This window comes from Xenorhabdus bovienii (genome assembly GCF_024721015.1).
In the GTDB taxonomy this organism is placed as follows: Bacteria; Pseudomonadota; Gammaproteobacteria; order Enterobacterales; family Enterobacteriaceae; genus Xenorhabdus; species Xenorhabdus bovienii.
Window position 1 is genome coordinate 12,359 of record NZ_JANAIF010000007.1, and the last position, 19,498, is coordinate 31,856.

At 46.0% G+C, this 19,498-nt stretch carries 9 protein-coding genes and 1 tRNA gene; 8 read left to right on the plus strand and 2 right to left on the minus strand.

Going from position 1 to position 19,498, the window contains the following annotated elements:
• The first annotated feature begins 201 nt into the window (after positions 1-201).
• Complete coding sequence (locus NXS07_RS03525; protein ID WP_258086185.1) at positions 202-7,344, plus strand: non-ribosomal peptide synthetase; 7,143 nt, start codon at positions 202-204, stop codon at positions 7,342-7,344.
• Positions 7,337-8,512, plus strand: a complete 1,176-nt coding sequence (locus NXS07_RS03530; protein WP_038218764.1) for an FAD-dependent monooxygenase — start codon at positions 7,337-7,339, stop codon at positions 8,510-8,512. Before NXS07_RS03525 ends, NXS07_RS03530 begins: the two co-directional genes overlap by 8 nt.
• A gap of 214 nt (positions 8,513-8,726) precedes the next feature.
• On the opposite strand, the gene NXS07_RS03535 is transcribed toward NXS07_RS03530, so the two are convergent.
• Positions 8,727-12,095 (minus strand): indolepyruvate ferredoxin oxidoreductase family protein, encoded by a 3,369-nt coding sequence (locus tag NXS07_RS03535; RefSeq protein WP_258086186.1) that lies wholly within the window; start codon positions 12,093-12,095, stop codon positions 8,727-8,729.
• Between the two features lie 335 nt (positions 12,096-12,430).
• Between NXS07_RS03535 and NXS07_RS03540 the strand changes: the two genes are divergently transcribed.
• Positions 12,431-12,506 (plus strand) — tRNA-Gly (locus tag NXS07_RS03540).
• A 201-nt stretch (positions 12,507-12,707) separates the two neighbouring features.
• On the opposite strand, the gene NXS07_RS03545 is transcribed toward NXS07_RS03540, so the two are convergent.
• Positions 12,708-13,619, minus strand: a complete 912-nt coding sequence (locus NXS07_RS03545) for a LysR family transcriptional regulator (RefSeq protein ID WP_258086193.1) — start codon at positions 13,617-13,619, stop codon at positions 12,708-12,710.
• A 174-nt stretch (positions 13,620-13,793) separates the two neighbouring features.
• Between NXS07_RS03545 and NXS07_RS03550 the strand changes: the two genes are divergently transcribed.
• The 5 genes from NXS07_RS03550 to NXS07_RS03570 all read left to right on the plus strand — a co-directional run bounded on the left by NXS07_RS03550 (position 13,794) and on the right by NXS07_RS03570 (position 19,244).
• Positions 13,794-14,987: an MFS transporter gene (locus NXS07_RS03550; RefSeq protein WP_258086187.1), complete on the plus strand. Its 1,194-nt coding sequence runs from the start codon at positions 13,794-13,796 to the stop codon at positions 14,985-14,987.
• Between the two features lie 202 nt (positions 14,988-15,189).
• Positions 15,190-15,468, plus strand: coding sequence for a hypothetical protein (locus NXS07_RS03555; RefSeq protein ID WP_438818364.1), 279 nt, complete (start codon positions 15,190-15,192; stop codon positions 15,466-15,468).
• A 62-nt stretch (positions 15,469-15,530) separates the two neighbouring features.
• Positions 15,531-16,952, plus strand: coding sequence for an amidase family protein (locus NXS07_RS03560; protein WP_051862970.1), 1,422 nt, complete (start codon positions 15,531-15,533; stop codon positions 16,950-16,952).
• A 167-nt stretch (positions 16,953-17,119) separates the two neighbouring features.
• Positions 17,120-17,350 (plus strand): hypothetical protein, encoded by a 231-nt coding sequence (locus NXS07_RS03565; RefSeq protein WP_038205910.1) that lies wholly within the window; start codon positions 17,120-17,122, stop codon positions 17,348-17,350.
• A 460-nt stretch (positions 17,351-17,810) separates the two neighbouring features.
• Positions 17,811-19,244 carry a 4-hydroxyphenylacetate 3-hydroxylase family protein gene (locus tag NXS07_RS03570; protein WP_046337682.1) on the plus strand — a complete coding sequence of 478 codons (1,434 nt, stop codon included), beginning with the start codon at positions 17,811-17,813 and terminating at the stop codon, positions 19,242-19,244.
• Positions 19,245-19,498 lie beyond the last annotated feature (254 nt).

A 19,498-nucleotide genomic window follows, 5' to 3' on the forward strand; every position in this document is an offset into this window, starting at 1 on the left:
ATTTGACACAATATGTCATCGAGTGACATATTGTGCGTTCGATAACATATTATGTCATCTGAAATAATTTTTTCGAATATTAAGAGCCGAGATGGAGCGGTTTGGCTTGGTTGAATCAAGGGGACAGCTTCAGCCCAGAAATACTCGGTTTGTGTCGTTATTCGTAGAGCTAATGTCATTAGTCTAAATGGAGTTCAAGCTATGAGTATTGCAGAACCGACTTCGTACGAAAGGGATTTATGGGTTGAGGAGCTACATGATCCGCACTGCCATCAGTTCACAGTGGCTCTTAGTGAATTGTTACCCAGATCTATCGATCTCGTGAATCTCAAGAGGGTTGCTGAACAAGTTCTGGAGTCGGAGCAAGCTTCCCACAAGTCTTTTCACGAGCAAGAGGGGCATCTAGTTCTGAAGAAAGCTCCCGTTGTGGTTTGTGCCGAGTTATATGAATTCAAGAATGAAGACGACTTTGCCTCATTCTTCAAGGAGTGGCCTCGTAAGATTTGGGATCTTTCTGTTCCACCCTTGCTCGATATTGCGATAGGCCAAACAGATCAGGCAACTATATTGATGATACGTGCCCACCACATCGTTGCCGACGGTTGGGGTCTGAATCTGTTGTCCAAGAAAATACTCGGTGCTTATGCGGATAATCATTTAGGTCTAAATGAACAGCTCAAAGGGGTGAAACGTTACGCGACAAAATATCCAACCCTGGAAGGCAGTAAACTTGATGAGGCAATCGACGACGTCGTCGTGAAAATCGCTGATACCGATCCCGTATTATTCCCAAAATCTGGAGCGACTCTTTCGACATCCCCCAGCTATATCAGACCATTCAAGATATCAGCGCACGAAGTCGCTCATGGTATTGAAAATGGTTTTACTCCTTTTTTGGCTGTTTCAACGGCTCTGGCAGTTCTGCTGTCAAATGCATACGGAAGCGAGAAATTTTTCATTGGAGTGCCGTTTCTTAACAGAACCGATACAGAAATTACGTCAGTCAGTCACCGAGCTAATATTCTTCCCGTGAAAGTCGAGGTATTACCTCAAAATACACTCAGAGCAATTTACTCGCAGATCAAAGATTTTATCGTCTTTCTGAAAGACAAAGAATCGGTTCCGTTAGGGGGTATTATTTCTGCTCTGGCAAGTTCCTCTCGTCAACTTTTTGATGTAACAATGTCCTATCTGCGTTATCCAGAATGGGGGGCAATTGCTGGATTTGAAGAAAAAACCCAGAATATCGCGCACATACATACCCAGGATGCGATAGCAATTCATCTGTACACTTATGGCAATAATGCAGATGTTTGGGGAGATGTGTGTTTGAATAGCTCAGTATTTGATACTGAGGAATCAGCGAATGCATTCTTAGATACATTCATTCATCTTATCGATAATTTTGGTAATAATGTTGATAAGCGTGTGTCGGAAGTAAACTTGCTGACATTTAAGCAAACGGAGCAGCTGCGACAGTATGAAAATGGGCCAACTAAGCCATACAGCGTGAATGAAACCGTTGTTTCGCTCTTTGAGGCTAAAGCCGAACAATTTCCTGAAAATATCGCTCTTCGAGATCACACTGGCACATCGCTTTCTTATTCTCAATTAAATGCATGGTCATCCACCATTGCCGCTGCGTTAGAAGAACGGGGAATCGGTCAGGGGGATATCGTGGCGGTATCAGTCGAGCGATCGCCAGAGATGTTGGCCGCAATATTTGGCGTCCTCAAAACTGGGGCAGCCTATTTACCCATTGATAGCGACTATCCCGAAGATCGTATTCAATATATGCTCAACGACAGCAACGCCAAGTTAGTCATTTCTAATCTGCCCCACGTTATGAAATCTGATGATCCTCGTTGGTTTGATCTGGACGCTTTGCCAACTGAATTACCTTCTCATTATAAATACAAAAGCAAGGCCCAGCCTAATGAACCCGCGTATGTGATCTATACGTCAGGTTCTACTGGTCGTCCCAAAGGGGTCATCGTCGAGCATCACTCAGTGGTTAATCGTTTAGAGTGGATGCAGGAAATACATCCGTTAACCAGTGACGATGTGATCCTCCAGAAAACGTCGATATCATTTGACGTTTCTGTGTGGGAGCTTTTTTGGTGGGCGATGACAGGAGCTTCTGTCGCACTCCTAAAACAAGGCGCACAACGGGATCCCAGGGAATTGATCCAGACAATTTCTACACACGGGGTAACGGTAGCGCATTTTGTGCCGTCAATGTTTGAACCGTATGTGCAAACTTTGAATGATGATAGACAGTCTCTTTTATCGGTTAGCAGTCTGAAATGCCTATTTACAAGTGGTGAAGCGTTAACACCCGCTGTCGTGAATAAATACAGGAAGATTTTCAGTCACGATATCTGTCCGCCAAGGCTAATTAATTTATATGGCCCGACGGAGGCAACGGTTGACGTAACCTACTATGAATTAAATCTGGAACAGGATTCGGATATCAACGCAGTACCAATCGGTTTTCCGATCAACAATACCTCAGTGAGAATAGCCTCATTGCATGGGGTCAGGCAGCCTATAGGTATATCTGGAGAACTACAGATTGGCGGTGTGCAATTAGCGCGAGGTTATTTGAATCGTCCCGAGCTGACGGCAGAACGTTTTATTATCGATCAGAATGACAGTTGCAGTCGCTGGTACCGAACGGGTGATCTCGCGGCTTGGGCTGAAGATGGATCCATCCTTTACCTCGGAAGGATGGATGGCCAAGTGAAGATACGCGGCAATCGCATAGAGCTTGGTGAAATCAAGAACGCCTTGCTTAACCTGCCAGAGGTGCTGAACGCGGAGGTTATCGTTGAAGATGATGCTCGGGGAAAACACCTGATTGCAGTCTATGTAGGCCGACGAGACTTGAATGAGCGTGATATTCGCGCAAAACTTGGGAAACAGCTTCCTTCCTTCATGGTTCCCGCAAGATTTGTCCGACTGGGGTGCATTCCTCTTACACCTAATGGAAAATTTGATCGCGTCAGTGCTCTCAGTGAGGTCAGTGGAAATAAAACATCTCCGCAGACAGTAAAACTTGATGAATCCGAAACGATTGTTGCCAAGATATGGGAGAAAGTACTCGGTCGGTCAAACATTAGTGCAGATGACGACTTCTATACGCTTGGTGGCGATTCCATCTTGATGTTGAAAGTGAGATCAGAACTGGAAAGTCACGGGTATGGCGTTGGCTTATCCGATCTGGCGCAGTATACGACAGTGCGTAGCTTGGGAAATGTCCTCGAAAGTGTGTCACGTGTTCTCAGTAGCCCGAAAGAAGCACTTCCTCCTTTTTCTCTCATAAGTGAAATCGATCAAAAGAGGCTGAGTTCAGCATACGATGATGCTTATCCCGTATCTCAGCTGCAACTTGGCTTGCTTTTCCATAGTCGAGAGATGGAGGGCGCGAGAACTTACAAAGATGTATTCCGATATACCCTGAAGTTGGCGTGGAATGAAGTCGCGTTCAGGTCTGCTTTGCAAGGATTGGCTCGTAGGCACCCCGCATTACGCACAGTTTTTAACCTTAGTGACTATCATCTACCCCTTCAGCTAATCAGACCGGAGATTCTAATTGATGATGTTTTATCAATTGAAACGCCTGATGTGGTTGAGTATGAGCATACAGTTCTTGCTCATATGGATAAGTGGTCACGGTATAATTATTCGTTCGCATCGGGACCCCTTTTCCACGTAGCGATATTTGCTAATAGTGAATCAAACTACATCGACTTAGTTTTCAGCTTCCACCATGCGATTCTTGACGGAGGAAGCGTTGCAAACCTGATACGTGAGCTTCTTTTGTCCTATTCTCAGGGGAATGATGGTGCCAATCTCGGTTACCCTGAAGACGAACTCCCAAATCCATCAATTTTTGTCCAAAACGAAATAGAAGTCCTTGAAGCGAGTGAGCCCAGGAGTTACTGGAAAGAATACCTCTCTGGCGCGACGAATACATTGCCAATAGGCTTGGCTGGATATTCAACTGCTCCAGTGAAGCGTATTTTTTCTTATCGTTTCCTAATAGATCCTGTACTTGATGCCGCACTTAATCAGCTGGCAAGAACTATTCGAGTCCCTATAAAGCATCTTTATCTTGCCGCTCATTGCACCGCCATTGCGTTAATGAGTGGTAAAGAGGACATCGTCACGGGTGTAGTGACACATACACGGCCGGAAATTAAGCACTCGGAGCGTATCCTGGGGCTATTTTTGAACACACTTCCTTTAAGGGTTGATATAAAGAGTTTGAATTGGCTTCAGGTTGTCGAAGGGTTGTACCGAAATGAAAAAAGAAGTCATAAACATCGGCTCTTTCCTTTAAGCAAAATCCAAGCTGACAATGAATCGTTTTCTCTCCAGACCGCATTTAACTATGTACACTTTCATATATTGCAGGATATTTCTGAGAAGACAGATATTGAAATCGTAGCCTTTGATACGAAGGAGGAAACAAATTTCGATATTCTGGTAAACGTAATGCGCGATGTTGATGGCAAACGTACGAGTGTTCGCATGGATATCAATGGAAGCGTTTATGCCAGAGAACAAGGGGCAGTTTTTTCCAGGCTCTTTAATCGTGCGTTAGAGCGAATAGCCTATCAACCAGAAATGCCCGTATCCCTCAGTCGCCCGATTACTGAAGTTGGGTGCCTTGTGGAAAGAATTTCGGATAAGGCATTTATTTCACTTCCAGCCACGATCCGAAATAGCGTTCAACGTGATCCGGATGCAGTTGCCATCACGTATGGTGACAGCGAGTGGAGCTATCAGCAGTTATGGGATGCGGCGACAAGGATTGCCTTTTTGCTGAGTGAACGTGGTGTCAATAAGCAGGATGTGGTTGGAATTGCACTACCACGGTCGTTTGAACAAATTGCAACTGTCGTGGCTATTCTGAGGATGGGTGCTATTTGTCTTCCGATCGACTTATCATACCCGGCCAGCCGAATTGAGCTGATATTGAAAATAGCGAATCCGGCAGTGGTTGTAACCGATCGTTCTGTTACAGAGTTACCCTCAAGTGAGCGAGTACTTTTCCTTGAGTATGACTCAATTGAGGCGGTCGCTGAAAGAGACGATGCTGCGATAGATTCGACTGATGCGGCCTACATTCTATTTACTTCCGGCTCAACGGGTACGCCTAAAGGCGTGACTATGCTGCATAGGGGATTGACCAATCTTGTTGGCTGGCAAAATAAAATAAGTAGTGGCGCCAAGGTTACCTCTACACTCCAGTTTTCGCCTTTGAGTTTCGATGTTTCTTTCCAGGAAATACTCTCCAGCCTCTCATCAGGTGCCACATTGCATCTGATTAGCGAGATGGAACGTCGAGATCCGGTAGCTTTGGTCAGGCATCTCGATCATAAAGGCGTTGAGCGGATATTCCTTCCGTACATCGCTTTGCAGCAACTCGCTGAGACGGCAGTTATGCTGGGATTCTTTCCGAAGAAACTGCGGGTGATTGTCTCGTCTGGAGAGCAGTTGCGTGTCACCAAAGAGATACGGACGCTTGTCGATAATCTACCTGGCGGCATATTGGAAAACCAGTATGGTCCAACCGAGACTCATGTGGTGACAAGTTACACTATGAGCAGTGATCCCAGCCAGTTTCCAGCACTTCCGCCGATTGGTATCCCGATCACGGGTGTCGGCATTGTGATCCTTGACGAGAGTTCAAATGTCGTTCCCGATGGGGTTCCTGGCGAAATCTGTGTGTTCGGAGAAGCTTTGGCATCGGGATATTACCGTTCGCCAGAGGAAACCAAGAAAAAGTTTATTGCACACGCCGACGTGCCAGGTGGGATGTTTTACCGGACGGGGGATATTGGCATCCGTTCAGCATGCGGCGAGATTATCAGCCTTGGTCGCAAGGATACACTGGTCAAAGTTCGTGGCTATAGAGTAGAACTCTCTGAAATCGAGTTAAAAATCCTCGAATTCTTTGAAAACCGCCGAGAAAATGTTGAAGTAGCGGTTGTCGCTCGGCCTCGTGACGATCTGGATTCATACTTGATCGCCTACCTGGTGGGTAAGGAAGATCGTATTGCGTTGGAGGAACTTCGGCAGTTTATCGGAGCTGAATTACCCGCATATATGGTGCCGACACACATCACATGGATAAATGAGCTTCCCAAGACACCGAGTGGCAAGCGTGATGATGCGATGCTCCGGAAACTGGATATACAGCTTGTATCAGAAAAAAATTATCGTGGCCCAGAAGGCGAGTATGAAAGCCGGCTTTGCGAGCTGACCGCAGAGCTACTGAAGATCCCCGAAATAGCCCCTGAGCAGAGTATTTTTGATTGCGGTGCGACTTCTTTGACTGCAATGCGCATAGTGGTTCTTGTCGAAAAACTGTATGGCATTAACGTACCGCTTTCGGCATTTGTCAGCGCGCCAACCATTGCGAAGCTTGCCATGCTTATTCAAGATGGTGGTGGTCAGTTCAAGTTTGATCCACTTGTCCCACTGCGCGAAGCAGGTAACCGCAGGCCACTCTTCCTCGTACATCCTATGGGAGGAAATATCCTGTCATATCTGCGAATGCTTCCACACCTGCCATCTGATCAGCCACTTTATGCTCTTCAAGCATCGGGTGTTGATGCGGGTTCGTCACCAATAACGACTATTGAAGAGCAGGCTGCTTTTTACATCGATGCGATCAAGAGAATCCAGCCGACGGGTCCTTATGTGATTGGTGGCTGGTCCTATGGTGGATTTATCGCCTTCGAAATGGCGAATCAGTTAATCCGATCAGGAGAAACGGTCTCTAATGTTCTGATTCTTGATACGATGGCTCTGAGCTCACAGGCAAAAGGTCAGGCGAGCGATGATGCTTTGCTCAGTTGGTTCTTCTGGGAATTGCTGTGGACATCGAAGGGCTCTTCGTTACCTGTTCAGGTTGTTCCTTCCTATATCGAAAGTTTGCAAGAGAAATTCGAATATATAACTGATCATGCAACCCAGATAGGAGCGATCCCGGAAGGCAGCACAAAAGCAGTCATGCAGCGCCTCTTCGAGGTATATAATGCTAATTGGCAAGCTGCGGCTGAATACAACGCACAATGCCCGAATCTCGATGTGACGCTTATTCGCGCAAGGCAGCCTCTTCCTCAGATATTGCAAGAGATGCACAATACCATACGTAGTGAATATCATGATCCTCTGAATGGCTGGGGTGGCAAGACGTCTGGTCGAGTTAACTTGATTGAAGTGGATGGTGATCATCTGACTATCATGGAAGAGCCTTTCGTTGGGCCAATGGTGTCGGCAATTATTACTGAGATTAATAAAGTGAAAGGGGTGGATGCTAATGTCTAGAAAACCTTCTGCGCTCATCGTCGGTACTGGTATCGGTGGGTTGTCATGCGCGATCGCATTGAAAAAAATTGGTTGGTCTGTGCGTCTCTTTGAGAAGACGGACAGTTTACGAGCGACCGGATCGGGTCTGTCGGTAATGTCAAACGCCAGTTCGGCGATGAAGAAGCTGCTTGATATCGACCTCGGGTTGAAGAATTATGGTGCTGAAGTTCGAGACTTTGAGATTCGGCATAGCTCAGGATTGCTCTTGAAGCGTCTCCCTGTTCAAAAAATCTCTGATGAGCAAGGCGCACCGAGTATTTGCATATCAAGGGAAAACCTCCAGAGGGCGTTGTTGGATCAGCTTGGCGATGCTGATATTAGTTTTGGTAAGCGCGTAACTGGCTATAACGAAACTCATGATGCCGTCCATATCAATTTTGAGGATGGCACCGTTTCATCGGGAGACATTATTGTCGGGGCTGATGGGTTTTATTCTGCAATTCGTGACGCGATCGGAACAGAATCTATTATCCAGGAAGCCAGTTATATTTGCTGGCTCGCCTTAGTTAAATACTCCCATCCCAAAATTACACCCGGCTACGTTGCCCATTATTGGGGGAGAGGGAAGCGTATGGGGATTGTAGATATCGGTGATGGCTGGGTGTATTGGTGGGGAACCGCGAATATGTCGAATGATGACGCCAAAAAATGGAAAGGTACGAATAGGGATGTAGCTAAGTTTTATGCGGGTTGGCCGGATCTTGTTCAAGACATCATTAACTCAACTGACAGTGAATCCATAATCACTGTTGACGCCAAAGATAGAACCTTCCCTGAAAATTGGACAAAGGGACGAGTGACTCTTCTCGGTGATGCAGCTCATCCGATGCTAACCAGTCTCGGTCAAGGTGCTGGAATATCTATAGAAGATGCTGCGGTGCTGGGGTATGTGCTTAAAAATACTGAGGACTATAGTGCTGCGCTACGCCGATATGAAGCTATTCGGCAACCTCGTGCTCGCGCAATCGTCAACACCTCGCGATCTTTAAGTGATATTGAACAGCATGACCGCTTTTTCCCTTGTTTGGAGCGAGACGTTGGCATGTTGCTTACATCCAAAAAGTCCATGCGTAAACGGCTTCAGGATTCGCTGCTATTTGACGATCTCGCTATTCAAGCGCAATGAATGTGGTAGAAATATCCTTCAATTAACAGGGTGATGTCATGTCAAAAAAAGCATACTGATAATGACGCATCATCTGGATTAAGCTAAACGGCTGCATGAAAACTTGCTAACAGTGGCTTTTATGTTTTCGCAGCCGTTCATTCATTAATAATATGGGAACCGCTTAACCTCACCGTACCCGAAATATTTTTTATCTGTGCTATCACTCTGTTTTTTATAGCTCTTCCAGTAATGCCTCCTTACGCTCCATCATGTTTTTTATCGCTTTTTGCTTAACATGACCGAAGCCACGGACTTGATCGGGCAGCTCCGCGAGTTGCTGACAGATCGCTAAATTATCGCGGTTCAGTTTTTCTATCAGAAAATCAAGTAATCGCTCATATTCGAGCAGTAAATTTCTTTCCTGTTTGCGTTCTTCCTGATAGCCGAAAATATCGAACATGGTTCCACGAAGTGGCTTACATGCGGCAAGAACGCGGAGGATAGGGATGATCCATGTGCCATATTCTTTTTTTCCTCTCTCGCCTGTACGTGGGTCTTTGCGATTGAAAAGGGGCAGGCTGAGGTGAAAGCGAATGTTATCCGTATTATCAAACTGTGAGCGGAGATTCTCGAAAAAGTCGCTTTTGGCGTAGAGTCGCGCGACTTCATATTCATCCTTATAAGCCATTAGTTTAAATAAGTTTTCAGCGACCGATTTGGCAATTTCTTCTGCATCAATTTGTTGCGTGACCAGTTGAATCTGAGCAACGCGACTGAGATAACGCTGTGCATATCTTTCATTCTGGTAATCAACCAAAAATTGATATCGATGCATAATGAGATCATCCAGCGTCTTAATGCTTTTTTGCGGCTTGATGTGCAGGCGCTCATTCAGGATATCTGGCTGTACAGCAGCAATGCGGCCGATATGGAAAGCGCGTCGTGCACTGTCTGTGGCATTGCCCAGTGCCTGAATGGTATGGTCGATAGCAGAAAGCGTGATTGGAATCTTGCCGAGCTGCCATGCATAACCGATTAATACGATATTTGTTTGGTTTCTGTCACCGACCAGATCAGCCGCCATTATTTCGGCATCAATGGAATTTAATGTTTGGCAGTGTTGGTGAAGAGTCGTCATCATCTTGGGATGATCCAGATTCAGGGTGGGAGCCCGAAGCATAGTGCCGATTTGCGTTTCATGGGTATTGAGGACGCATTTCGTTGCATTTTTTGACATCACTGTCAGTGAATTTTGTCCCATTGTGGCCACTAAATCAGCCGCGATAACGAGATTAGCGCGCCCACGGTCAATTCTGACTTGATGTAGCTTATTCATATCATGGCATAATCGGACATGGGTGATTGCTTCACCGCCTTTTTGTGCAAAGCCCGTAAAATTGAGCAGACTGACGGAATAATTATCCGCTTCGGCCGCAATCGCCAGTAAATTCCCTGCTGTGACGATACCTGTACCACCTACGCCGACGAGCAGGATTTCATAAGGGTTATCGCTAATGATCGGTGTTGGCTGGGGTAATTCACGGAGTAATTTGTCTAGATCGCCTTGCGGGATTATTTTACTGAGATCATGGCGTGGATTGGCATTTTCGACGGTGACAAAGCTGGGGCAAAACCCTTTCAGACAGGATAGATCGGAGTTGCAGACGTGCTGATCGATCTTGCGTTTAGTCCCCAAAGGGGTTTTGACCGGGATCACTGCGAGGCAATTTGATTGTACCTGACAGTCACCACATCCCTCACAGACCAACTCGTTAATCACGGCGCGTCGTGTCGCTTTCGGCTCCAGACCTCGCTTTCTCTTGCGGCGCAGTTCTGTGGCACAGGCCTGATCGTAGATAATTACGGTTACCCCCGCGATTTCTCGAAAGCGTTTCTGCACCTCTTCGAGGTAATCACGTTGATAGAGCGTCACCTTAGCGGGTAGCAGGTTTTTATCCTGATATTTATCAATATTATCTGTAACGATAGCGACTTCTTTGACCCCTTCAGCCAGCATTAAGGCCGCAATCTGCGATATGGTAAGATTGCCATCTAGTGGCTGTCCTCCAGTCATTGCCACAGCCTGATTAAATAGCAATTTATAAGTAATTCGATTGCCTGCGGCTACTGATTGGCGAATGGATAAATGGCCGGAATGGAAATAGGTCCCATCGCCTAAATTCTGAAAGACATGGGGACGGTTGATAAAAGGTGAGTGTCCGACCCAGTCGGCACCTTCCCCTCCCATTTGGACAAAACCAAATCCCGTATTGCGATCCATCCAAGCCGCCATGACATGACACCCAATACCAATATGGGCTTGGCTGCCGTCAGGTAAACGGGTTGAAGTGCTATGGGGACACCCTGCGCAGAAATAAGGCGTGCGTTTGGGAAGCGTGAGATCGTGTGGTGTTGTTTTGGTTGCCCATTCCAGAGGAACTGAGAGAAACAAATCGAGTTTGTGTAGCCATCCAGAAAGCAGGGGAGTAATCAATGAAGGGCGTAACTCAATGTCTGCGGGTAAAAGTTGCTGGCCAAGATGGTTGTGTTTGCCTATCAGCTTAATATTTTTCTGTGAATTAACCAGATGGCGTGCCAGCAGTATCTCGACAACAGCGCTCTTCTCCTCAATAACAAAAATATCAGTGACCTGTGAAGCAAGATCGCTGAGAAGCGGCGACAGAGGATAGACTAAGCGGACATGGACAAAAGCCACCCCTTGTTTGGCGAGTTGGGAAGGCGTTAAGCCTCCGGCACGTAAGGCTTCCAGCACATCTCGGTGAGCTTTGCCAACGGTGACCAGCAGGGCACGCGGATGGGCGCACGGGGCAAGGAGTTGATCGATCGGATTAGCTCTGGCGAAGGCTTCAACGGCTTTAAGTTTATAGGCCAAGCGTTTCTCAATCTGTGGGCCGGGAAGATCAGGCCAGCGCCAATGCAGCCCATCTGGCCCAGAATCGATTTCAGGTGTTTCATACTCAGGAAAGGGTTTGCTTTCTCTGATAGCACTACTTTCCACAACTTCACTGATTGCTTTAAACCCGACCCAAGCCCCACTCGCGCGTGATGCCGCCCAGCCCCATAATCCTACATCGTGATAGTCAGAAACAGATGCTGGATGCAAAATCGGCATGCTCCAAGCCATTAAAGCGAGATCAGATTGATGGGACATGGAGGAGGAGACACAACCGTGGTCATCACCGAGGAGTACAAGTACCCCGCCGTGTGGTGAGGAGCCATAGGCGTTGCCATGCCTGAGCGCATCGCCAGAGCGATCCACTCCAGGCCCTTTGCCGTACCACATGCCAAAGACGCCGATAACATTCCGATCAGGGTCGGATTCGATTTTTTGAGTACCGATAAGTGCAGTGGCGGCTAGATCTTCGTTGATGGCAGGTTGAAAGCGAATATTGGCTTGAGCAAGTTCTTTACCATGCTGCCATAATGCCTGATCTAAACGAGCTAAGGGAGAGCCGCGATATCCAGAAACAAACCCCGCAGTGTTGAGATTATGGCTTTTATCCAGTTCAGCCTGAGCGAGTAAAAGCTCAGCAAGGGCATCAGTACCTGTGACAAATTTAGATGGATAATGTCGAGTCATACACTTGGCCCTTTTTGAGGAGCATTATTGTCTAAGATACGACCAAAACTATCTCTAATCTATTGCCCTAGAATTATTCCGACAAGCACAAATCTTATTAGAGGTTAGTTGTATATTTAGTGTTAATTTTTAGAATCACAAATGTTTCTAAAATGGATGTATACTCTCATTGGCGAATGTTTTTTGAACGTTTGGCATAAGAGTGCATGCAAAGGACTTGTCATCTTCTCTGAGCAAGTCCATAATAGCGCCTATTCCTGACATGCAGATTAAAAAATAGTATTATTAATCATAAGCATTCAGGCACTTCAGGCTAAATAACAGCCATCAGCGACGCGGGAATAGCTCAGTTGGTAGAGCACAACCTTGCCAAGGTTGGGGTCGCGAGTTCGAGTCTCGTTTCCCGCTCCAATATCTTATCTATAAACTTTAAACTTCTACTGATATTTACACCTCTCTGAAAAAAATGGTCTAGCCCATATTTTCCGTCTTAACAAATTTCATTGAAATCTAATAGCGATTGACCCTTTTAAGATTAGCAGCTATGCGATGTTCATAGACGGGTTCTTAAGAATTAAGTTTTTCAAAACTGAAATGGTCGACAAAAATTTGTCAAGTGGGTTCCCATACAGCTTGCCCGTGCCAACAATCTTCAATTGCGGCAATAAACCCTTTCACCTTTGGAGACAGGTGCCGTTTTGTGGGGTAAACGGCACATATTGGCGGCTCAGTTCGGCAAAATCGATCTAATACGGGGACAAGGGTGCCGGCTGCTACTTGTTCGCCGACCAGGAAGGCACCAACTTGACATAAGCCGCACCCTTCTAAGGCTGCATCTCGCAACGCTTCTGTATTGTTGAAACGCATCCTTCCTTTGGCAGGGTAATCGCGGTGTTGGCTATTCACTTCGTAGTGCCACGGAACTGGCATACCTCGATGTGAGAACACTAACGTGTCATGGTGCAACAGGTCATCTGGCACTTCAGGAATACCGTGAGTTTCTAAATAGTGGGGGGATGCACATGTAATGAGTCGGTGAGGAGCGAGAACCTTGCGAACGAGCCGGCTATCATCGTTACCGCCAATGCGAATGGTCAAATCGATCCCATCACGAACAAGGTCACTGTACTCGTCCGAAAACGTGACTTCCGCATCAACTTCAGGCCACCTCTCTAGGAAATTGCGGAGAATTGGCAAAACATGTAAGCGACCGAATGCCACAGGAAGATCGATACGAAGGTGTCCTTTTGGTGTTTGGTTCCGCTTGTTTATCACGTTTCCCGCTTCGTCGACTTCGGCCAAGATGCGTATAGCATGCTCATAAAACACCTGCCCTTCCTCGGTAAGGCTAACGCTTCTTGTGGTTCGGTGAATAAGCCTGGTAGTCAGGCATTTTTCCAGCCGGGTAATGCACTTCCCAGCAGCCGACCGCGATATCCCGAGTTTCTCGGCAGCCATTGTGAAACTGTGGGCATCAGCGACTCTTACAAACACTAAAATGTCGGATAAATGATCGAAAGGCATTTGTATTATATTAGCCACGAATTGTCCCCAATGTTGCTCTTATAGTGTAGTTTATCATCTGATTGGATACAGTTACAATGTTGCAGTTCAGTGGCGTTGTTGCCCTCGATCGGTCTGTTTCCTGATCATCCGCAACAGTCTATTCAAAAAAGAGTCTTCAACTGAGGAAATTCAATGAACAGATCCCATCCGGTAGAGGAGCAAACAGGAAATGTTATGAGACCGTGGTTAGCTGTGACTGCAATAGGTTTGTCAACGTTTTCCGTCGTTACAACCGAGATGTTACCTGTCGGTCTCTTGAATCCAATTGCGGATACGCTTAACTCAACTGTCGGCACTGCTGGATTGATGATTTCGTTGCCGGCGCTGCTCGCTGCGTTATTTGCTCCGCTCGCTGTTCTCGCCTCTGGGGGCATAAACCGCAGAACGATCCTCTGTTTCCTTATTATCCTCCTTATTATGGCAAACATTGCATCGGCAACCGCAACCAGCATGAACTGGTTGTTGGCGGCACGCGTCATTGTCGGATTCTGCATGGGGGGGATTTGGGCTATCGCTGGTGGTCTGGCGGGGCGCTTGGTGTCACCAGGTTCTGTTGGTCTGGCGACATCGATTATTTTTGGGGGAGTTGCTGCGGCGTCTGTGTTCGGAGTACCACTAGGGGCATTTATTGGTGACGCTTTTGGGTGGCGTGCAGCATTTCTAGCAATGGCTATTTTAGCGATGCTGGTGCTAATCCTCCTCATAAAATCATTACCATCACTTCCGGTGAATAACTCTGTAACAATAGGACAGTTTGCTGAGGTGCTTGCGAACCGAAAAGTTTTAGTCGGCCTTTTGGTCACGTTTTTTCTGGTCGCTGGTCATTTTATGGCGTACACATATGTACGACCACTGCTCCAGACCGTCTCCAAGTTTGATAATAGCTGGATTAGTCCACTTTTGTTTGCCTACGGCCTTGCTGGAATAGCGGGGAATTTTCTTGCTGGCAGCATCGCTACGAAGCAACTTCGCTGGACTCTCGTGTTTATCGCAATTGGCATAACTGCTGCCGTTCTCCTTTTTTCTCCTTTGGGAGGATCTATCACAGGTGGTAGCCTCATTACTCTCTTGTGGGGCGTTGCGTATGGCGGAGTTTCGGTTTCGTTGATGACATGGATGATGATTGCTGCATCAAAGTCAATTGAAGTTGCGACCTCTCTTTACATCGCGATATTTAATATTGGCATTGCGTCAGGATCGTTCCTTGGAAGCCAAGTTGTCGATAAATACGGACTTCTGACTAATACAACACTTGCTGGAGTGGTTGCCATTCTGGCGCTAGCTGTGCTCATATTTTCAAATATAAAAGCTGATCCTGCGCATTAACGACTGTTAATACGCTGAAATACCAACTGTTGACGTAATCATAAAAACTTTTGAACTGAGTCAATGGTTACCGTTAATCAGCGCCGAAATTGTACAATCACAATGGAATCCCAGCCGTGGCTCCATTCTTGTCATATAGTATCTTGACCTATTGCTTTGATCGCGGATAGTTCCGCGCCCACTGAGGACTGGCCACAATAGGTTGCATTTACCGATTGGATTACCAACCATGGGAAGGCCTCTTGTGACTAAGAGAGGGGTTACGTTTTTCTCAGGTTCGATGGACTATTATCTTCGAGCTATCGACAGTCGTAGCGGTAGCGAACTTTGGCGCAGCCGATTGCCAGTCGGGAGTCAAGCAGCTCCAATCACATACATTGGGAAAAAAACGAGAAAACAGTTCGTTGTTGTGACCGCAGGTGGCGCGCAGCGTTCAGACAAGGATCGGGGTGATTATGTCATCGCCTATACGTTGCCGTGAAACATGTAACCTCGTTCTACAAGGATACGGGCTTATCTCCAATATCAATATAGGGTATGGTGATGTCTAGAGAAGATCTTTCCATTCTATCAGCGACTGAAATTTCCAAGCTTGTGCATCAAAAGGATGTTTCTGTCAGAGAAGTTGCTACTGCGGTGATTGCAAGACTTGACGGTGTCAACCCTCATATTAATGCGGTTGTTGAATATCGGCCGGAAGAGATTATAAGACGTGCTGAAGAGCTCGATATTGCACTTGCAAAAGGTGAGAGTGTGGGAACTCTCGCAGGTGTCCCTGTAACCATAAAAGCGAGCATAGATCAAATCGGGTTTGCAACGACAGACGGAGTCCGGGCCAGAGAACATGAGTTCCCTCCCTCCAACAGTGCGGTTGTCGATCACTTGCTGAAATCTGGGGCATTACTTATAGGGCGTACGAATACAGCTGCTTTTAGCTATCGCTGGTTCACCGAAAATCGGCTATATGGATCAACGAGAAATCCGCATAATCCTTCTTTAACACCTGGGGGATCCTCTGGTGGTGCCGCAGCAGCAGTTGCTGCAGGTCTTGGTGCAATTGCGATAGGGACCGACTTGGCAGGTTCTATCCGGTATCCAGCGTATGCCTGCGGGGTTCACGGTTTGCGTCCTTCTTTCGGGCGAGTGGCGAGATTCAATCCGACTGATCCTGAAAAAGTGCCGATAGGGGTGCAGTTAATGGCTGTCACTGGGCCTGTTGCCAGAACTGTCAATGACTTGCGTCTAGCGATGGATGTCATTGCTAGAGAGGATATCCGCGATCCTTGGTGGGTACCAGCGCCCATGGTGGGTTACGATGCCCCGAAATGTGCAGCGTTCTGCGTGCGGCCAAATGGATTGGATACCCAGCCAGACGTCGCGGACGCGCTTTATGATGCAGCAGGAAAACTGCGTGATGCAGGCTGGACAGTCGTCGAGTTGGAGGATATTCCCTCTCTCCGTTCAGCTTCGGATATTCAACTGACCCTATGGTTGGGTGAAGATTATGAGGGTCAACTCTTAGCGGTACAGGAAGACGGAGATCCCGGTGCGCTGAACTTCTTGAACATGTACCGTGAATTTGCGCATTCCGTGTCTCTGGTCAATTACTCTTCGGCATTGAGTCGACTTCATACGATTGCGTGTGAATGGCAACAGTTTCTCTCTGAAAAGTTTGCGGTGATCCTTTTACCGACTTCAGCAGAATTGCCATTCTCTAACAATCTGGATCTTGAATGTGAAACTTCATTTATGCGGGTCTGGAATAGTCAAATGCCAATGCTTACGCTCCCTGTTACAGGGCTCCCTTGTGTCAATCTCCGGACAAATTTGATTTCCACTCCTTCCGGGGAAACGATACCAGTGGGTATTCAGATAGTGAGTGCACGCTTTCGAGAAGATCTATGCCTGAAAGCAGCAGAGGATATTGAAAAAAGGGGAGAACCTGTCGAAGTTGTCACTCCGTGAGCGTTATAGCGGTGCTATCTTAGCCCTATGTTGCTGGATGTAGGATATTTCTGGATCAATGCGGCCCGTGTAAGGCATATGGGAAAGGCTTATAGACCGATAAAAGAAACGATCATCGGCTTTACACGAGGCCTCATGGCGTTCGCATTCAGAGATGTCGATCTTTCTTGTCTTGGCCTGGCCTGCTGTGTGCCGCCATTGGGCTGGCGACAGGCAACTTTGAAAATGCCAGAGGGCTGTTTGCCAACTTATCTGATCATCAGTTGCTGGCTGTTTATAGCGGTGCTTTCAGTGTCTTGACATACACCTTGATGGGAATAACGTTATTGGCTGTTATGGTTTGTTTTATGACTTTGAGAAAAGTCCAAATAGCTTTTAATTCTGGTGTGTCAAAGTGACGGTTAAATATTTTTCAGGGGAAGTTATCAGAATTTTATATTAATGAAATAAATATTCTGGGATATATAAATCAAGATAAAAAAGAAAGTATTAGAAATAAATAAAGATTTATATTTTTAATTCATTATATTTAATAAGCCCTATGCGAAATTCTAACTTTTGTTGATTAAATTAATCTGACTATTATTGGTTAATATGATAATGCTGGAATTTTATGTCGCTTTTATAGTTAATCCACAGGAACATATCTCGGTATTTTTCGGTACATAGAATGGTGTCGGAAATACGAAAATCGGGCAATGTTAATGAAAGAGGTTTCTCTCACATATTAAGATCGGTGATTCACTTCCTGATAATGGAGGAATAATTATCTTTGTATATTAAGCGCTCTGTACTGAATAGAAAGATTTCTTTTCTTGACTTTTAAAAGTCGTGATCAGTGATAGGAGAGTAAAAAAGATGATAAGAACCGGAGAAAGATATATTGATGATTTACGTGATGGGCGAGCTATTTTTATTAATGGAGAGGTAGTCACAAATCATGTGGATCATCCTGCATTCAGAAATACGATCAGGTCGGTTGCGAATCTGTATGATTATCAGATCGAACATGCCGACAGAATGATGTTTATGACAGAAGCGGGTAATCGAATTAGTCTATACTGGCAATTGCCTTCTACACCTGAAAAATTGATTGCACGTGGTCGGGCTGAATATGAACTGGCTACACAGAGTGTTGGCTGGCTCGGAAGAAGCCCCGATAACGTGTCGTCGGTGCTTACTGGGATGATGACTCATATCGAGGTATTTGAAGATTATTCGCAAGAGCGGGCTGATGCTCTACGGAATTATTTTACCTATGTGAGTGAGAAAAACCTCTATTTAACTTACGCACTGGTTAACCCTCAGGGAGATCGCTCAAAGGCTCCAGGAGAACATACCAAGAATATTTATCACACTCTGGGTGTGGTGGAAAAGAATGCCAAGGGAATTATTGTCAGAGGTGCAAAAATGCTCGCTACGGGAGCACCACTGGCTGATGAAATTCTGATTGGTGTGCATAATCCACTTAAACCTGGGATTGATGAACGGTATGCGGTTTCTTTTGCCATGCCACTTAATGCGAAAGGTATCAAGATTATTTCAAGGCGTTCTTATGAATTAGGCGTAAATCCCAAAGATTATCCGCTGTCGTATCGGTTCGATGAAAATGACTCAATTATCTATTTTGATGATGTCTTAGTGCCTTGGGAACGGGTATTTATTTTTGAGGATATAGAGATGTGCCGTCGGCAATTTAAGGAAACTGCTGCGGAAGTGCTGATGGATACTCAAAGTCAGGCTCGTTATGCGGTGAAATTGCATTTTCTGGCGGGGCTAGCTCAGACAATGGCAGAAACAAACGGTGTTTGCGAATATCCCACGGTAAGAGAGTCTCTTGCTAAACTTGCGTGTTATGCGATGAATATTGAAGGGTTGTTTAATAGTTTGATCCATAACCCCAGAGTCGATAACGGGTTTTATATTCCTGATCGAACACAGCTTTATGCGTGTCAGGTTATTGCACAGGAAATATATCCAAAAGTATTGGAGACGATAAGGAAACTCGCGGGTGGAGGTGTTTTGATGCTGCCATCAAGTGAAGCTGATTTGGAGAATGATGAAATTTTACGCATTATTGAGAAAACACAATATTCATCTGTTGCTTCCCCTATTGAAAGAGTCAGGCTGATGAAACTGGTATGGGATGCAGTGGGGTCAGAATTTGCTTCAAGGCATTTGCAATATGAGATGTTTTATACCGGTGCTTCTTACTTTGCGCTAGAGCGTCTTTATACAAAATATGATTGGAAATCATCGAAGGAATTGGTTGAAAAGATAAAAGCGCTCTAGTCTGATTTTTATCCTATTGTCGCAGTAGGTAAGGGGAGAGTGCCAGCGGGGAGATGTTGGCACTTTTTGCTGGATGTTAGCGTTATTTGCCCTTAACTGCCCGCTCCGTACTATCTATCACCATAAATAAATTGTCGATAAAGCACTTGCTATCCAGATTTAACAAGTCCATAATGCCGCCTCATTTTTGAATAGGCAGAGGAAAATTTCTCCACCAGCGTCTAGAATGTGAGAGTGGATTCTGGTTTTACTGC